The sequence below is a fragment of the Streptomyces rubradiris genome (assembly GCF_016860525.1).
Taxonomy (GTDB): domain Bacteria; phylum Actinomycetota; class Actinomycetes; order Streptomycetales; family Streptomycetaceae; genus Streptomyces; species Streptomyces rubradiris.
Genome location: NZ_BNEA01000015.1, coordinates 2,789,094 through 2,805,562, shown reverse-complemented (window position 1 = coordinate 2,805,562; position 16,469 = coordinate 2,789,094). Strand labels below are relative to the sequence as shown.

15 protein-coding genes and 1 riboswitch are annotated in these 16,469 nt (G+C 71.5%); of the genes, 10 read left to right on the top strand and 5 right to left on the bottom strand.

Going from position 1 to position 16,469, the window contains the following annotated elements; translation table 11 throughout:
* Positions 1-20 precede the first annotated feature (20 nt).
* Positions 21-743 carry a M50 family metallopeptidase gene (locus Srubr_RS25495; RefSeq protein ID WP_189999400.1) on the bottom strand — a complete coding sequence of 241 codons (723 nt, stop codon included), beginning with the start codon at positions 741-743 and terminating at the stop codon, positions 21-23.
* A 50-nt stretch (positions 744-793) separates the two neighbouring features.
* Here Srubr_RS25495 and Srubr_RS25490 point away from each other — a divergent pair, with 50 nt between their 5' ends.
* The 10 genes from Srubr_RS25490 to Srubr_RS25445 all read left to right on the top strand — a co-directional run bounded on the left by Srubr_RS25490 (position 794) and on the right by Srubr_RS25445 (position 10,869).
* Complete coding sequence (locus tag Srubr_RS25490) at positions 794-1,609, top strand: SOS response-associated peptidase (RefSeq protein WP_189999399.1); 816 nt, start codon at positions 794-796, stop codon at positions 1,607-1,609.
* Between the two features lie 19 nt (positions 1,610-1,628).
* Entirely contained in the window at positions 1,629-2,336 is a 708-nt protein-coding gene (locus Srubr_RS25485; protein ID WP_373313647.1) for an alpha/beta hydrolase family protein, read from the top strand.
* Positions 2,337-2,593: 257 nt separating this feature from the next.
* On the top strand, positions 2,594-3,280 hold the full coding sequence (gene sigR, locus Srubr_RS25480) for an RNA polymerase sigma factor SigR (RefSeq protein WP_189999448.1): 687 nt from the start codon (positions 2,594-2,596) through the stop codon (positions 3,278-3,280).
* Complete coding sequence (gene rsrA / locus Srubr_RS25475; RefSeq protein ID WP_030609759.1) at positions 3,277-3,588, top strand: mycothiol system anti-sigma-R factor; 312 nt, start codon at positions 3,277-3,279, stop codon at positions 3,586-3,588. Before sigR ends, rsrA begins: the two co-directional genes overlap by 4 nt.
* Before the next feature lie 111 nt (positions 3,589-3,699).
* A complete protein-coding gene (locus tag Srubr_RS25470; protein ID WP_189999398.1) occupies positions 3,700-5,004 on the top strand; it encodes an HD-GYP domain-containing protein in 1,305 nt (434 codons plus the stop codon).
* Positions 5,001-6,281, top strand: coding sequence for an HD-GYP domain-containing protein (locus Srubr_RS25465; RefSeq protein ID WP_189999397.1), 1,281 nt, complete (start codon positions 5,001-5,003; stop codon positions 6,279-6,281). Before Srubr_RS25470 ends, Srubr_RS25465 begins: the two co-directional genes overlap by 4 nt.
* A 100-nt stretch (positions 6,282-6,381) precedes the next feature.
* Positions 6,382-7,362, top strand: a complete 981-nt coding sequence (locus Srubr_RS25460; protein ID WP_189999396.1) for a hypothetical protein — start codon at positions 6,382-6,384, stop codon at positions 7,360-7,362.
* A gap of 106 nt (positions 7,363-7,468) precedes the next feature.
* Entirely contained in the window at positions 7,469-8,119 is a 651-nt protein-coding gene (def, locus tag Srubr_RS25455) for a peptide deformylase (protein WP_189751270.1), read from the top strand.
* 288 nt (positions 8,120-8,407) lie between these two features.
* Positions 8,408-9,493, top strand: a complete 1,086-nt coding sequence (gene cyc1, locus Srubr_RS25450; protein WP_189999395.1) for an epi-isozizaene synthase — start codon at positions 8,408-8,410, stop codon at positions 9,491-9,493.
* Positions 9,490-10,869, top strand: coding sequence for a bifunctional albaflavenone monooxygenase/terpene synthase (locus Srubr_RS25445; RefSeq protein ID WP_189999394.1), 1,380 nt, complete (start codon positions 9,490-9,492; stop codon positions 10,867-10,869). Before cyc1 ends, Srubr_RS25445 begins: the two co-directional genes overlap by 4 nt.
* A gap of 21 nt (positions 10,870-10,890) precedes the next feature.
* Here Srubr_RS25445 and Srubr_RS25440 read toward each other — a convergent pair whose 3' ends face one another.
* The 4 genes from Srubr_RS25440 to Srubr_RS25425 all read right to left on the bottom strand — a co-directional run bounded on the left by Srubr_RS25440 (position 10,891) and on the right by Srubr_RS25425 (position 16,287).
* Entirely contained in the window at positions 10,891-11,853 is a 963-nt protein-coding gene (locus tag Srubr_RS25440) for a GlxA family transcriptional regulator (RefSeq protein ID WP_189999393.1), read from the bottom strand.
* Between the two features lie 248 nt (positions 11,854-12,101).
* Positions 12,102-13,112, bottom strand: a complete 1,011-nt coding sequence (locus tag Srubr_RS25435) for a ribonucleotide-diphosphate reductase subunit beta (protein ID WP_203855055.1) — start codon at positions 13,110-13,112, stop codon at positions 12,102-12,104.
* Positions 13,112-15,481: a ribonucleoside-diphosphate reductase subunit alpha gene (locus Srubr_RS25430; protein ID WP_203855054.1), complete on the bottom strand. Its 2,370-nt coding sequence runs from the start codon at positions 15,479-15,481 to the stop codon at positions 13,112-13,114. Before Srubr_RS25430 ends, Srubr_RS25435 begins: the two co-directional genes overlap by 1 nt.
* Positions 15,482-15,603: 122 nt before the next feature.
* Positions 15,604-15,728, bottom strand: a riboswitch (cobalamin riboswitch).
* A gap of 52 nt (positions 15,729-15,780) precedes the next feature.
* Complete coding sequence (locus Srubr_RS25425) at positions 15,781-16,287, bottom strand: GNAT family N-acetyltransferase (RefSeq protein WP_189999814.1); 507 nt, start codon at positions 16,285-16,287, stop codon at positions 15,781-15,783.
* Positions 16,288-16,469: the final 182 nt, after the last annotated feature.

Here is a 16,469-nt window from a genome sequence, read left to right as displayed (position 1 = left end):
TTTATAAGGAGGGCCCGGGGTCAACCTTCCAGCAGCCAGCGGCCACCGCCGACGAGCGAGCACAGCGACACCGCGTGGAACAGCAGCAGCCACAGGCCCGCCGGTACGTGCGTCAGCCGGGACAGCTGGTCGGCGTCCGAGTCGCCCGCGCCGCCCCGGGACCGCCTGGCCTGGAGTTCGAAGGCCGGCCGGACCCCGCCGAGCAGCAGGAACCACACCACCGCGTACCCGAACGCCGCCTGCACCTGCGGCTGCGCCAGCCAGGACACCAGCAGGAACGTGCCGCCGGCGAGGACCACGGTCAGCACGCCGTAGGCGTTGCGGATCATCACCAGCATCGCCACCAGCAGCGCGGTCGCCGCCCACAGCAGCAGGGTGACCCGGTCGGCCGCCAGCAGCGCGGCCCCGCCGAGGCCCAGCAGGGAGGGGGCCGGGTAGCCGGCGGCGGCGGTCAGGATCATGCCGGCCCCGTACGGCTTGCCCCGGCTCACGGTGAGGCCGCTGGTGTCGGAGTGCAGCCGGATGCCGGTGAGCTGCCGGCCGGTGAGCAGCGCGAGCAGACCGTGGCCGCCCTCGTGCGCGATGGTGATCGCGTTGCGGGACATCCGCCACGCCGGGTGCGGGACCACGACGGCCAGCGCGGCGGCGAGCGTGGCCAGCACCACCCACAGTGCCGGGGCGGGCTGGGTGCCGGTGAGCCGGTCCCAGAGGTCGGGCAGCGCGGTGGCGGCGAGGCTGGCCATGTCCGGTGACGGCTCCCTGTTGTCGTGACGGGTCTGGCAGTGTGGCACTTATGTGCGGACGGTATGCATCGAGTCGTAGGCCCGAGGATCTCGCGGGTGTCTTCGGGATAGAGAAGTGGGAGCCCGAGGAGACCCTGGAACCGGACTACAACGTGGCGCCGACCAAAGAGGTCTACGCTGTCCTGGACCGTCCCTTGAAAGACGCGGAATCCCCCCGTCCGGTTCGCCAGCTGCGCAAGCTCACCTGGGGACTGGTGCCGTCCTGGGCCAAGAGCCCCGAGGGCGGTGCCCGGATGATCAACGCCCGCGCGGAGACCGTGCACGAGAAGCCCTCCTACCGCCGTGCCTTCGCCGCCCGCCGCTGCATCCTGCCCGCCGACGGCTACTACGAGTGGGTCACCGGCGAGCAGGAGCGCGAGCTGGAGGTCGAGGGCCGGAAGAAGCGGCCCCGAAAGCAGCCGTACTTCGTGCTGCCCGCCGACGGCTCGGTGTTCGCGATGGCCGGACTGTACGAGTTCTGGCGCGACCGGACCCTGCCCGACGACCACCCCCGCGCCTGGTGGGTCACCTGCTCGGTGATCACCACCGAGGCCGAGCGCACCCCGCTGGCCGTCGCCCCCGCCGAAGGCCCCCGCTCCCTCGCCGACATCCACCCCCGGATGCCGCTGATGCTCACCCCGGACCGCTGGGACGCCTGGCTCGACCCCGCCCGCACCGACCCCGACGCCCTGCGCGACCTGCTCGCCTCGCCCCCGCCCGGCCTGATGCGCGCCTACCCGGTCTCCACGGCCGTCAGCAACGTCCGCAACAACGGCCCGGAGCTGCTGAAGGAGCTGGAGGCACCGGAGGAGGGCACACTCTTCTGACGTGACGGATGTGATGAACGTGACGGATGTGACGAACGTGACGGATGTGACGAACGCGAACGTGACCAAGGTGACCGACGTGACCGACGTGACCGTAGTGACCACGGAGACGGTCGGTACGGAGGCCGGGGACGCCCGGATCACCTGGCACCCCGCGCGGACGGCGCGGCTGGTGCTGGCCGTGAGCCATGGCGCGGGCGGCGGCATCGAGGCCCGCGACCTCCAGGCGCTCGCCGGCGCGCTGCCCGCGCACGGCGTGACCGTCGCCCTCGTCGAGCAGCCCTGGCGGGTGGCCGGCAAGAAGGTCGCGCCCGCGCCGAAGACCCTGGACACCGGGTGGCGCGGGGTGTGGCCCGCGCTCACCCGGCCCGGCCTGCCGGTGATCTCCGGCGGTCGCAGCGCGGGCGCCCGCGTCGCCTGCCGTACGGCGGCCGGACTCGGCGCGCACGCCGTGCTCGCCCTGAGCTTCCCGCTGCACCCGCCGGGCAAGCCGGAGAAGTCCCGCGCCGACGAGCTGCTCGGTGCCGGGGCGCCCACGCTGGTCGTACAAGGCGGCAACGACCCCTTCGGGAAGCCGGCCGAGTTCCCCGCGGGCGATTTCGCCCTGGCCGAGGTGCCGGGGGCCGATCACGGCTTCGCCGTACCCAAGCGCGCCGGGATCACCCAGGAGCGGGCGCTGGAGATCGTCACCGGCGCGGTGCTGGAGTGGGTCACGGCACTCGGGTGACCCGGGAATGCCGGGCGGCGGCCCGCTGTTGAGGGGGTCAGAAGTGCCGGCGTCCCGGCACCGACGTCGTAGCAGGAGAGGAAGTCCGCCGCATGGGTTCGACCATCTGCCCGGCCCGAGACAGCCGCACCGACCTGGACTGGTCGGTGCTGCACGCGGCCAAGACGGCTCCTATTCGAGCGGCGGCGGGTACGGGTGGTGTTCTATCCTCCGAAACGAGTGGGATCGGTTTCGGTCCCGCCCGGGATCTTGAGGAGGTGGGTCCGGTCACTGGGACCGACGCAGGGACCGAGAACGGCCAGGCGGAGCTGCCCGAGGGCCAGGGCATCGGCGCGTCCGAGACGAGCGCGGAGCGCAGCGCGCGCTTCGAGCGGGACGCCCTCGAGTTCCTCGACCAGATGTACTCGGCCGCGCTGCGCATGACGCGCAACCCGGCCGACGCCGAGGATCTGGTGCAGGAGACCTACGCCAAGGCGTACGCGTCGTTCCACCAGTTCCGCGAGGGCACCAACCTCAAGGCGTGGCTGTACCGGATTCTCACCAACACCTTCATCAACTCGTACCGCAAGAAGCAGCGCGAACCCCAGCGCAGCGCGGCCGAGGAGATCGAGGACTGGCAGCTCGCGCGCGCCGAGTCGCACATGTCGACGGGTCTGCGCTCCGCCGAGTCGCAGGCGCTCGACCACCTGCCCGACTCGGACGTGAAGGAAGCGCTGCAGGCGATCCCCGAGGAGTTCCGCATCGCCGTCTATCTGGCGGATGTGGAGGGCTTTGCCTACAAGGAGATCGCCGACATCATGGGGACACCCATCGGTACGGTGATGTCCCGGCTGCACCGGGGCCGCCGTCAGCTGCGCGGCATGCTGGAGGACTACGCCCGTGAGCGCGGGCTGGTCCCGGCGGGCGCCGGAGAGTCGAACGAAGCGAAAGGCTCGGGCTCATGAGCTGCGGAGAGCCGCACGAGACGGACTGCAGTGAGGTCCTCGACCACCTGTACGAGTTCCTCGACAGCGAGATGCCGGACATCGATCGCGACAAGTTCCAGCACCACTTCGAGGAATGCTCCCCGTGCCTGGAGAAGTACGGGCTGGAACAGGCCGTGAAGAAGCTGGTCAAGCGGTGCTGCGGGCATGACGACGTGCCGGCCGACCTGCGGGCCAAGGTCATGGGGCGGATCGAGCTGATCCGCTCCGGCCAGACCGTGCCGGAGCACGACGTGACCCGGGCGCCGACCGCGCCCCAGGAGACCTGACACGCCGGGTCAAATCACCCGTACGTGCTAATCCTCAGGTCATAAGCCCCACACCCCCCGATTGCCGCCCTAGGCTCCGAGCCTGGACAGACGCGGTCGGGGAGGGGCGTGATGGACGCGGTACCGGCGAGGACACGCGGCTATGTGGCCGCCGTCGCCCTGCTGGCCGCCCCCTGCCTGTCCCGGCCGCCGGACACCCCCGGTTCCTGGCTGGCACCGGCCCTGCTCGCCGCACTCTACGCGGCCTGTGAGCACGCCGTGCACCGGCGCTTCGGCGGCACCTTCTACCCCGTGCTGCTCGCCGGAGCGTTCCTGCTGCCGCCGTCGGCCGCCGCGCTCGTCCCGGTCCCGGCCGCCCTGCTCTGCCCGGTCGACCACCGGCCCGCCCTGCCCCGCCGGGTATGGCGGGCCGCGCGGCCCGCGCTCGCCGTATGGGCCGCCGCCCGGGTGCACGAGGCGCTCGGCGGCCGGGACGCCGTCGCCGGCGCCGACTTCCCGTACGCCCTGCTGCCCGCCGGCGCGGCCGTGCTCGCCTTCTGCCTGGTGCTCACCGCGCTCGACGGCGGCCTGCGCGCGGCGGCCGGGCTGGTGCCGCCGTGCCGGACCTGGCGCGCCCTGCTGGCCCGCTCGCTCGCCCCCGTCGCGGTGCACGGACTCGCCGGCCTGATGATGGCCGTGCTGTGGCGCAGCCCCTACGGACCGGTGTCCGCGCTGCTCGTGCTGCTGCCCATGTGCGTCTCCTGGTGGGTGTTCGCCCAGTACCACCGCGAGCGCGCCGCCCACCAGGCCACCATCCGCGCCCTCGTCCAGGCCGTCGACATCAAGGACGGCTACACCCGCGGCCACAGCGAACGCGTCGGCCAGGCCTCGGTGCTGATCGCCCGCGAACTCGGTCTGGACGACGACCGGGTGGAGGTGCTGCGCTTCGCAGGCATCCTGCACGACGTCGGCAAGCTGGGCGTGCCCACCCGGCTGCTGCGCAAGGACGGGCCGCTCACCCCCGAGGAGCGGCGGATCATCGAACTGCACCCCGAGTACGGCCACGAGATGGTCCGCGGGATCTCCTTCCTCGGCGAGGCCCGCACCGCCATCCTCCACCACCACGAACGGCTCGACGGCACCGGCTACCCCTACGGACTGGCCGGCGACCGCATCCCCGAGTGCGCCCGGATCGTCGCCGTCGCGGACGCCTTCGACGCCATGACCTCCACCCGCTGCTACAGCCGGGCCCGCCCGGTCGAGGCCGCCGTCGCCGAGCTGGAGCGCTGCGCCGGGGCGCACTTCGACCCCCGCATGGTCCGCGCGCTGGTCCGCGCCCTGCGCCGGGAGGGCTGGCGCCCGGCGGTCACCGCCGACGAACCGGCGTACGGCACCGCGCCCGCCGAGCGGACCCCGCGCACCGGGGCCCACCGATGACCGTGCTGGGGCTCATCCACACCGCCGCCGCCCTCGTCGCGGCCGGCTCCGTCGCCGAGACCCTGTGGACGGGCCTCGCCGACCGGGGCGACGCGCTCGCCTTCGGCCTGCTCGTCACCGTCGGCGAGCTGACCCGCTGGAGCGACGACCGGGCCCGTCAGGCAGCGCCGCTCGGCGCCGCCGGCTCGCTGTCGTACGCCCTGCTGGGCGCCGTCGCCGGCCGGCCCAGCCAGCACGACGCCGCCCAGGTCGTCACCGTCGTGCTCGTCGCCGCGCTGCTCGGTGCCGTCCCGCACATCTGGTCCGGCCGCGCCCCCACCGCCGACCACCTGGCCCGCCGGGTCCTCACCGTCGGCTTCGCCGCCCTGTGTTTCCAACCCCTGTACAACAAGGGCGTCTTCACCGCCTGGGACGGCCCCGCCTACGCCCTGCTGCTGCTCACCCTGCTCGCCCTGACCTCCCTGAGCGGCACGGCCCTGGCCGCCGCGCTGGCCCACTGCCGCACCGGCCGGCCGTTCGGCCCGCTGCTGCGCGAGGAGGTGCGCGGGCTGCTCGGCATCGGCTCCGCCGTCGTCGCGACCGGCGCGGTGATGGCGCTCGCGGTGGCCGTCGCCGGGCTGTGGGCGCTGCCCGTGTTCTGCCTGCCCCTGCTGCTCGTCCAGCTGTCCGTGCGCCGGTACGCGGCGGTCCGCGCCACCTACCGGCAGACCATCGCCTCCCTGGCCCGCGCCACCGAGATCGCCGGCTGCACCCCCGCCGGGCACGCCCGCCGGGTGGCCGCGCTCAGCGTCGCCGTCGGCCGCGACCTGCGGCTGACCGGACCGGAACTGACCGTGCTGGAGTACGCGGCCCTGATGCACGACATCGGACAGCTCAGCCTGGTCGACCCGGTCCCGGCCGGCGCCACCGCCGCCCTGCCCGCGGCGGAGCAGCGGCGCATCGCCCTGCTCGGCGGGGCCGTCGTCCGGCAGACCGGGGTCGACCCGGCCGTCGCCGACGTCGTCGAGCGGCAGGCCGACCCCTACCCCGAGCAGCCGCTCGCCGCCCGCATCGTCCGCGCGGTCAACGCCTACGAGGAGAAGAGCCGGGACGCCGGCCCCCGGGGCGCCCGGCGCGCGCTGGAGGAACTGCGGCTCGGCACCGCCGGGGACTACGCCCCCGAGGTGGTGGAGTCGCTCGCCCGGGTCCTGGCCCAGCCCCGGACGGCGCGGGAACGCGTGCCGGTGAGGCGGCCGGGATGGTCTGATCCCGCGCCGGGCTGGGTAACCCATGGGTAATGAGCGCCTTTCCCACCGTACGTGGTTGGATGCGAGGGAGAGGGTGTCCGGGGGCACAAGCCAGCCCACTGTGCGGAACTGGAACTGGCAGGCGGGAATCGTGAGGATCTTCGGCAAGGGACGGCACCGGCCCTCCGCCTCCTGGCGGCAGGCCACCGACCGCGCGTTCACACTCATCGGCGACGGCCGGTACGAGGACGCGGGCGAACTGCTGACACGCGCCGCCGACCTCGAACCCTGGCTGTCGGAGTCCTGGTTCAACCTCGCGCTGCTGCACAAGTTCCGGCACGACTGGGAGCAGGCCCGCGCGGCCGGACTGCGCGCGGTCGCCCTGCTCGACAAGGACACCGGGGCGCCCGACTGGTGGAACGTCGGCATCGCCGCCACCGCCCTGCAGGACTGGCCGCTGGCCCGCCGCGCCTGGCAGGCGTACGGGCTGAAGGTGCCCGGGGGATCGCTGGCCACCGCCGAACCGCTGGGCATGGAGCTGGGCAGCGCGGCCGTACGGCTCTCCCCGGAGGGCGAGGCCGAGGTGGTCTGGGGCCGCCGGCTGGACCCGGCCCGGCTGGAGGTGCTGTCCATCCCGCTTCCCTCGTCCGGGCGACGCTGGGGCGAGGTCGTGTTGCACGACGGCGTTCCGCACGGCGAGCGCACCACCTCCACCGGGCACTCCTACCCGGTCTTCGACGAGATCGAGTTGTGGGCGCCCTCCCCCGTGCCGACCTGGGTGGTCCTGCTGGAGGCGGCCACCGAGGCCGACCGGGACGCGCTGGAGCAGCTGGCCGCCGACGCGGGATTCGCCGCGGAGGACTGGTCGTCCTCGGTGCGGCTGCTGTGCCGGATGTGCAGCGAGTCCCGGATGCCCTCCGACGAGGGGGAGGGGGTGCACCTGGACCCGCACGACCACAGCGAGCCGGGGCATCCCGGGCCGCTGGGGCACCGGACGGACGGGCAGCTGTGGGTGCCCGAGCGGGAGTGCGGGGTGGCCGCGCCGGCCTCGCTGGTCCGGGGGCTGCTCGACGGCTGGGTCGCCGACAGTCCGGATTCGCGTGACTGGCGGGATCTCGAAGAGGTGTGCTGAGGACCGCGCCCGGCCGTGCGGTTCCCCGCGCCCCTTCGGGGGGCGGACACGTAACCTGTACCAGCAACATCTCCCCCCTGTTCTTTGAGGAAGGCGTACGTCGGTCATGGCGCAGCAGGACACCGATCAGCAGCACGCGGGCGTGCTCCCCGTCGACGACGAGGGCTATGTCGTCGACACGGAGAACTGCGAGGAGCGCGAGAATGCCTGGCGTGAGCGCGGCACCTCGCGGCCGATCACGGTCGTCGGCAACCCGGTCCTGCACAAGGAGTGCCAGGACGTCACCGAGTTCGGCGAGGAGCTCCAGCAGCTGGTCGCCGACATGTTCGCCAGCCAGCGCACCGCCGAGGGTGTGGGCCTGGCCGCCAACCAGATCGGTGTCGACCTGAAGGTCTTCGTCTACGACTGCCAGGACGACGAGGGCGTCCGGCACGTCGGCGTGGTGTGCAACCCGAAGCTGGTCGACCTGCCCGCCGAGCGGCGCCGGCTCGACGACAGCAACGAAGGCTGCCTGTCCGTCCCCACGGCGTACGCCTCGCTCGCGCGCCCCGACTACGCCGAGGTGACCGGCCAGGACGAGCGGGGCAACCCGATCAAGGTCCGGGGCACCGGCTACTTCGCGCGCTGCCTCCAGCACGAGACCGACCACCTCTACGGCTACCTGTACATCGACCGGCTCTCCAAGCGGGACCGCAAGGACGCGCTGCGGCAGATGGCCGAGAACGAGCCGCGCTACCCCGTGGTCGCCAACGACTGACCCACGCGGACCACTGGGGCGCCCGGCCGGGAATCTCCCGGCCGGGCGCCTTCGTGTTGCCCCGGACCACCGGTCCGTCCGCCGTGCAACCCGTCTCCCCGATGCTCGGGATGGCCCGCAACCAGTCAGACAAGAGGGCTGTCCAGACATGTTGGGGTAGTGAATGGAGCAAATCCATTCCCACAACGGTCACTTGTGGTGCTGAATGTAAGTACGGGGATACATACGGCGCACGCCCCGCGCAAGGGGAGGGGTGTGCGCTCCTGGCGGCTGAGAGGGGTTTGTTCTGTGCAAGCTTTCCCACGCAGCACCACGGCGACGGCGACAGCGGTCGTAGTCCCACCGTCACTGGCACTCCCGGTGATCGAGTCCTCCTTTCCACGGCAACTGCACCCGTATTGGCCAAAGCTTCAGGAGAAGACCCGGCTCTGGCTGCTGGAAAAGCGGCTGATGCCGGCGGACAAGGTCGCGGAATATGCCGACGGACTGTGCTACACCGACCTCATGGCGGGCTACTACCTGGGGGCCCCGGACGAGGTGCTGCAGGCCATAGCCGACTACAGCGCCTGGTTCTTCGTCTGGGACGACCGCCACGACCGCGACATCGTCCACGGCCGGGCCGCCGACTGGCAGCGACTGCGGAACCGGCTGCACACGGCCCTGGACGCGCCCCGGTCCCAGCTGCGCCACCCCGACCCCCTCGTGGCGGGCTTCGCGGAGAGCGTGCTGCGGCTGTACGGCTTCCTGCCGCACACCTGGAACCAGCGGTTCGCCCGGCACTTCCACGCCGTGATCGAGGCCTACGACCGAGAGTTCCGCAACCGCGCCGAGGGGCGCGTCCCCGGCGTCGAGGAATACCTCGCCCTGCGCCGCCTCACCTTCGCCCACTGGATATGGACGGATCTGCTGGAGCCCAGCGCCGGATGTGAACTCCCGGACACGGTACGGAAAAATCCCGCGTACCGCCGGGCGGCGCTGCTCAGCCAGGAATTCGCCGCCTGGTACAACGACCTCTGCTCGCTGCCGAAGGAAATCGCGGGCGACGAGGTGCACAATCTCGGCATCAGCCTCATCACCCATGCCGGGCTGACCCTCGAAGAAGCGGTGGAGGAAATCAGACGGCGCGTCGAGGGATGCGTCAGCGAATTTCCCGAAGCCGAGCGCAACGTCCTCGCACTGGCCCGGCAGATCGACGACGGAACGGCACGCGGCCGGGAACTGAGCGCCGCGGTCCGGACCTGTGTCGGCAATATGCGCAACTGGTTCAGCTCCGTCTACTGGTTCCACCACGAGTCCGGCCGGTACATGGTCGACAGCTGGGACGACCGTGCCACGCCCCCGTACGTCACGAACGAAGCGGCAGGTGAGAAATGACCGTAGAGTCGGTGCGGCCCCAGAGCCCCGCCACCCCCGGGACGTCCGTACTGCGCGAACCGCCCCTGGCCCGGGGGGCCCTGCCGGTCCTCGGGCACGGCCTGAGACTGGTCCGCGACCCGCTCGCCTTCATGTCCGCGCTGCGCGACCACGGCGACGTCGTACGCCTGCGGCTCGGCCCCAAGACGGTGTACGCCGTCACCACCCCGGAGCTGACCGGCGCGCTGGCCCTCAACCCGGACTTCGCGATCGCCGGCCCGCTGTGGGAGTCCCTGGAGGGACTGCTCGGCAAGGAGGGCGTGGCCACCGCGAACGGGCCCCGGCACCGCCGGCAGCGGCGCACCATCCAGCCCGCGTTCCGGCTCGACGCGATACCGGGCTACGGCCCCGTCATGGAGGAGGAGGCGCACGCGCTGACCGAGCGCTGGCGGCCCGGCGAGACCATCGACTGCACCTCCGAGTCCTTCCGGGTCGCCGTCCGCATCGCCGCCCGCTGCCTGCTGCGCGGCGACTTCATGGACGAGCGCGCGGAACGCCTCAGCGTCGACCTCGCCACCGTCTTCCGGGGCATGTACCGCCGGATGGTGATCCCGCTCGGGCCGCTGTACCGGCTGCCGTTCCCGGCCAACCGCGAATTCAACCGGGCCCTGGCCGATTTGCATCTGCTGGTGGACGAGATCGTCGCCGAACGCAGGGCATCCGGTCAAAGGCCGGACGATTTGCTGACGGCATTGCTGGAGGCGAAGGACGACAATGGCGACCCCATCGGGGAACAGGAGATCCACGACCAGGTCGTGGCGATACTGACACCCGGCAGCGAAACAGTGGCGTCCACCGTCATGTGGCTGCTCCAGGTCCTCGCCGAACACCCGGAACACGCGGAGAAGGTACGGACCGAGGTCGAATCCGTGACCGGTGGCCGACCGGTCGGATTCGAGCATGTCCGCTCCCTGCGGCACACCAACAATGTCGTCGTCGAGGCCATGCGGCTGCGGCCCGCCGTGTGGATTCTGACGCGGCGCGCGGTGACCGACACCGCACTCGGCGGCTATCGCGTTCCGGCCGGTGCGGACATCGTCTACAGCCCGTACGCGATCCAGCGCGACCACCGCTCCTACGACCGCCACCTCGACTTCGACCCCGACCGCTGGCTGCCCGAGCGGGCCAAGGACGTGCCCAAGTACGCCATGAGCCCGTTCAGCGTGGGCAACCGCAAGTGCCCCAGCGACCACTTCTCCATGACCCAGCTGAGCCTGATCACCGCGGCGGTCTCGGCGAAGTACCGCTTCGAACCGGCCGACGGTTCGGACGACAGCACCCGCGTCGGCATCACGCTCCGCCCGCACAACCTGCTGCTGCGCGCGAGGCCCTGGTAGGCCGCCGATGCCGGCGCGCGCTCAGGCGGCCCGCGGGCCCCGGAACGCGCGCCGGTAGGCGTTCGGGGTGGTACCCAGCGCCCGGAGGAACTGATGGCGCAGCGCGGCGGCCGTACCGAACCCGGTGCGCCAGGCGATCGCGTCCATCGTCTCGTCGGTGCCCTCCAGCAACTCCTGTGCCAGCAGCACGCGTTGCCGCAGCAGCCAGCGGTAGGGCGTGGTCCCGGTCTCCTGCCGGAAGCGCCGGGCGAAGGTGCGCGGTGCCATATGGGCGCGGGCGGCGAGCTGCTCGACGGTGATCTCCTGGTCGAGGTGGGTCTCCATCCAGGCCAGCACCTCCCCGACCGTGTCGGCCGGAGCCTTCGGCAGGGGCCGCTCGATGAACTGCGCCTGCCCGCCGTCCCGGTGCGGCGGCACCACCATGCGGCGGGCCAGCTTGTTGGCCACCTCCGGGCCCTGCTCCTTGCGCACCAGGTGCAGACAGGCGTCGATCCCGGCGGCGGTCCCGGCGGAGGTGATCACCGGGTCCTCGTCCACGTACAGCACGTCCGGCTCGACCTGGAGCCGGGGATAGCGCCGGGCGAGCTGCTCGGCGTGGTGCCAGTGCACCGCGCACCGCCGCTCGTCCAGCAGCCCCGCCGCGGCCAGGACGAACACCCCGGAGCAGACGCTGAGCACCCGGGTGCCCCGGTCGACCGCCCGGCGCAATGCCGTCAGCAGCTCCGGCGGGAACTCGCGCACGGTGAAGTCCTCGCCCGCCGGCACGGCGATCAGGTCGGCCTCCTCCAGCCGCTCCAGGCCGTGCGGCGTGGACACCGTGAACCCGCAGTGGGTGGTGAGGCCCGGCCCCTCCGCCGACACCACGGCGAAGTCGTACACCGGCAGCCCGTCGTCGCTGCGGTCCATGCCGAACACTTCGCAGACGACGCCCAGTTCGAAGGGATGCACGCCGTCCAGCAGCACGGCGACCACGTTTTTCAGCATGCCGCCAGTCTGCCTCGGCGGTGGCAGTAATTCGAGGGTCTACGGCAGTCCTGCCCCTGCCGGTCAGGAGTGACCGACGCGACAGTGGTGTCCATGAACGAGAACCAGATCGAAGGCTTGATCGGAATCGGACTGACCCTGGGCATCCTGGTCCTCCTGGCCCTCCCCTCCCTGCTCGGGCACCTGCGCGACAGGCGCATCGACCGGCAGATCAGGGAGGCCCAGGAGGCCCGGGACAGTGGGAGGGGTCAGAAGTCCTCGTCGAGGTCGACCGTGCCCTCGACGGCGACCTGGTACGCGGAGGGGCGGCGCTCGAAGAAGTTCGTCAGTTCCTGAACGCCCTGGAGTTCCATGAAGGAGAAGGGGTTCTCGGAGCCGTAGAGCGGGGCGAAGCCGAGGCGGGTGAGGCGCTGGTCGGCGACGCATTCGAGGTACTGCCGCATCGACTCGGTGTTCATGCCCGGGAGGCCGTCGCCGCACAGGTCGCGCGCGAACTGCAGTTCGGCTTCGACGGCTTCCTTCAGCATGTCGGTGACCTGCTGCTGGAGCTGGTCGTCGAAGAGGTCGGGTTCTTCCTTGCGGACGGTGTCGACGACGTCGAAGGCGAAGCTCATGTGCATGGTCTCGTCGCGGAAGACCCAGTTGGTGCCGGTGGCCAGGCCGTGCAGGAGGCCGCGGCTGCGGAACCAGTAGACGTAGGCGAAGGCGCCGTAGAAGAAGAGTCCTTCGATGCAGGCGGCGAAGCAGATGAGGTTGAGCAGGAAGCGGCGGCGGTCGGCCTTGGTCTCCAGGCGGTCGATCTTCTCGACCTCGTCGATCCATTTGAAGCAGAACTCGGCCTTCTCGCGGATGGAGGGGATGTTCTCCACCGCGGCGAAGGCGGCCGCGCGGTCCTCGGGGTCGGGGAGGTAGGTGTCCAGCAGTGTCAGATAGAACTGGACGTGGACGGCTTCCTCGAAGAGCTGTCGGCTCAGGTAGAGGCGTGCTTCGGGGGAGTTGATGTGCTTGTAGAGGGTGAGTACGAGGTTGTTGGCGACGATGGAGTCGCCGGTGGCGAAGAAGGCGACGAGCCGGCCGATGAGGTGCTGTTCCTCGGGGGTGAGTTTGGCGAGGTCGGCGACGTCGGAGTGGAGGTCGACCTCTTCGACGGTCCAGGTGTTCTTGATGGCGTCCCGGTAGCGTTCGTAGAAGTCGGGGTAGCGCATGGGGCGCAGGGTGAGTTCGAAGCCGGGGTCGAGCAGGTTGGTGTTACGGGACATTACTGGCAGGCCTCGCAGGACTCGGGGTTTTCCAGGGAACAGGCGACCGCTTCGGGGTCCGCGGTGACCTGTGCGGGGAGGGTGGGCTGCGCCTGGGCGGCGCGGGCGATGCGCGTCGCGGGGCGCGAACGCAGGTAGTACGTGGTCTTCAGGCCCGATTTCCAGGCGTAGGCGTACATCGAGGAGAGCTTGCCGATGGTCGGCGTCTCCATGAACAGGTTCAGCGACTGCGCCTGGTCGAGGTAGGGGGTGCGGGCGGCGGCCATGTCGATCAGGCCGCGCTGGGGGATCTCCCAGGCCGTGCGGTACAGGGCGCGGATGTCCTCGGGGATCCACTGGAAGTCCTGCACCGAGCCGTTGGCCTCGCGCAGTGCCTCGCGGGTGCGGGCGTCCCAGACGCCGAGGTCCTTCAGGTCCTGCACCAGGTAGGAGTTGACCTGGAGGAACTCGCCGGACAGGGTCTCGCGCTTGAACAGGTTCGACACCTGCGGCTCGACGCACTCGTACACCCCCGCGATCGACGCGATGGTGGCCGTCGGCGCGATCGCCAGCAGCAGCGAGTTGCGCATGCCCGTCCTGGCGATGCGCTCACGCAGCGCCGCCCAGCGCTCGGGCCAGGTGAACTCGACACCGTAATGGTCGGGGTGCAGCACGCCCCGGGCCGTGCGGGTCTTCTCCCAGGCGGGCAGGGGGCCGTTGCGCTCGGCGAGGTCGGCGGACGTCTCGTAGGCGGCCAGCATGATCCGCTCGGAGATGCGCGTGGACAGCGCCTTGGCCTCGGCCGAGTCGAACGGCAGCCGCAGCTTGAAGAAGACGTCCTGGAGGCCCATCGCGCCCAGCCCGACCGGGCGCCACTTGGCGTTGGAACGCCCGGCCTGTTCGGTGGGGTAGTAGTTGATGTCGACGACGCGGTCGAGGAAGGTGACGGCGGTGCGGACGGTGGCGTCCAGGCGGTCCCAGTCGATGTCGCCGTCGCGGACGAAGGCGCCGAGGTTGATGGAGCCGAGGTTGCAGACGGCCGTCTCGCCGTCGTTGGTGACCTCCAGGATCTCGGTGCAGAGGTTGGAGGAGTGGATGACGTTGCCGGGTTCGGCGGTCTGGTTGGCGGTGCGGTTGGCGGCGTCCTTGAAGGTCATCCAGCCGTTGCCGGTCTGGGCCAGGGTGCGCATCATCCGGCCGTACAGTTCCCGGGCGGGGAGGGTCTTCTTGGCCAGGCCGGCGGCTTCGGCCTTGCGGTAGGCGGTGTCGAAGTCCTCGCCCCACAGGTCGACGAGGTGGGGGACGTCGGCGGGGGAGAACAGGGACCACTGGGCGTCGGCGTTGACCCGGCGCATGAACTCGTCGGGGATCCAGTGGGCGAGGTTGAGGTTGTGGGTGCGGCGGGCGTCCTCGCCGGTGTTGTCGCGCAGCTCCAGGAACTCCTCGATGTCGGAGTGCCAGGTCTCCAGGTAGACGGCGGCGGCGCCCTTGCGCCGGCCGCCCTGGTTCACGGCGGCGACCGAGGCGTCCAGGGTCTTCAGGAACGGCACGATCCCGTTGGAGTGCCCGTTCGTCCCCCGGATCAGCGAACCGCGCGAGCGGATGCGGGAGTACGACAGCCCGATGCCGCCGGCGTGCTTCGACAGCCGGGCGACCTGGTGGTAGCGGCCGTAGATGGAGTCCAGCTCGTCCAGCGGGGAGTCCAGCAGGTAGCAGGACGACATCTGGGGGTGGCGGGTGCCGGAGTTGAACAGGGTGGGGGAGGAGGGCAGGTAGTCCAGGCGGCTCATCAGGCCGTAGAGCGAGGCGACCTCGTCCACGGAGCGGGCCGTGTCGTCCTCGGCCAGGCCGCTGGCCACGCGCAGCATGAAGTGCTGGGGCGTCTCGATGACCTTGCGGGTGATCGGGTGGCGCAGCAGGTAGCGGCTGTGCAGGGTGCGCAGGCCGAAGTAGCCGAAGCGGTCGTCGGCGCCCTCCGCCACGGCCGAGTCCACCAGCGCGTCCAGCCGTCCGGCGTGGGTGCGCACGAACTCGGCGGTGCGGTCGGCGACCAGGCCCTCGCGATGACCCACCGTGATCGACCCGGTGAAGGAGGTCACGCCCTGGGAGGCGGCCTCGGCCCGGATCGCGAGGGTCAGCAGCCGGGCGGCCAGCTTCGAGTAGGCGGGGTCCTCGGCGATCAGGCCGGCGGCGGCCTCCGTGGCCAGCTCGCGCAGCTCCGCCTCGTCGGCCCGCGCGGACCGGCCGCGCAGCGCGGCGGCGGCGACCCGCCCGGGGTCGGCGTCGGGCAGATCGGCCGTCAGCTCGGACAGCGTCCGCAGCAGCGCGGTACCGGGAGCGTCGGTCTCCGGTCCGCTGACCGAAGCCGGGTCGGCTGGCGCGATGGTCACGTGGGGGTCTCCCTCGCTCGGCACGGGGCCTGGCGGAGGGCAGGGGACAGCACGAGCGCGCGACGGCTCTCGCGTCCACCGGCCCATTCCACGAGGCCCGGACGTCGGGCACACCGGCCGGGTGGCCGGGTGCGCTGTCGGCAGGTCCTCGGACTGACGCTCGTACGCGGATACGCACAAGTACACCGTTGCGGGACAGTTCCGGATTCGCACCGGATTCCCCTGCGGCGACAGCGAGCATGAGCATACATCTTGTGCCGGGCTGTCGTGTCACCCCCAGATGTTGTGTCCCGGTGGTGTCAGAGCGTCAACTCGTAGGTGAGCAGCGTGATGCCGTCCAGCTCCGGCACGGGATTCCAGTCCCGTTCGGGTGTGCGGACGAATCCCAGCCGTTCATAGATGCGGTGGGCGGTGCGCATGGTGCGCTGGGTGGACAGGACGACGGCCGTGCAGCCCTCCGTGGCCCTCGCGCGCTCGATACAGGCCCGGACGAGCGCCTCGCCGGCGCCCCGGCCGCGGGCCGCGCGGTCCACCGCGAGCATGCGGATCTCCGCCTCGCCGGGGCGGGCTATGTCCGCCATGGGGCCACCGGACGGGACGAAGGTGACGCCGCCGAGCGGCCGGTCGTCCGCGACGGCGACGAGGACCTCGGCGGCGGCGGCGCGTTTCGCCACGTCCTTCAGCTCGCCCAGGTACGCGTCGCTCTCGCCGAAGTCCAGGAGGCCGTCTCCGAGGTAGGCCTGTGCGGTGATCTCGCCGAGGACGGCGTACTCGGGAGGGGCGGCGGGCCGGATGACGATGTCCATGGGCCGAGTGTGCCGGACGGGTACGACAAGGCGTCGAAGTTTTCCACAGGGTGCGTGCCCCGCCGGTTTCCACAGGGTGCCCCGCCGGGGAGGGCCGCGCGTCACCCGCCCGGACCGGTGTATGGCAGCGGGCCGGACAGGCGACGGCAGCGGGCCGCCGACGCGTCTGCTGTCGGCGGCCC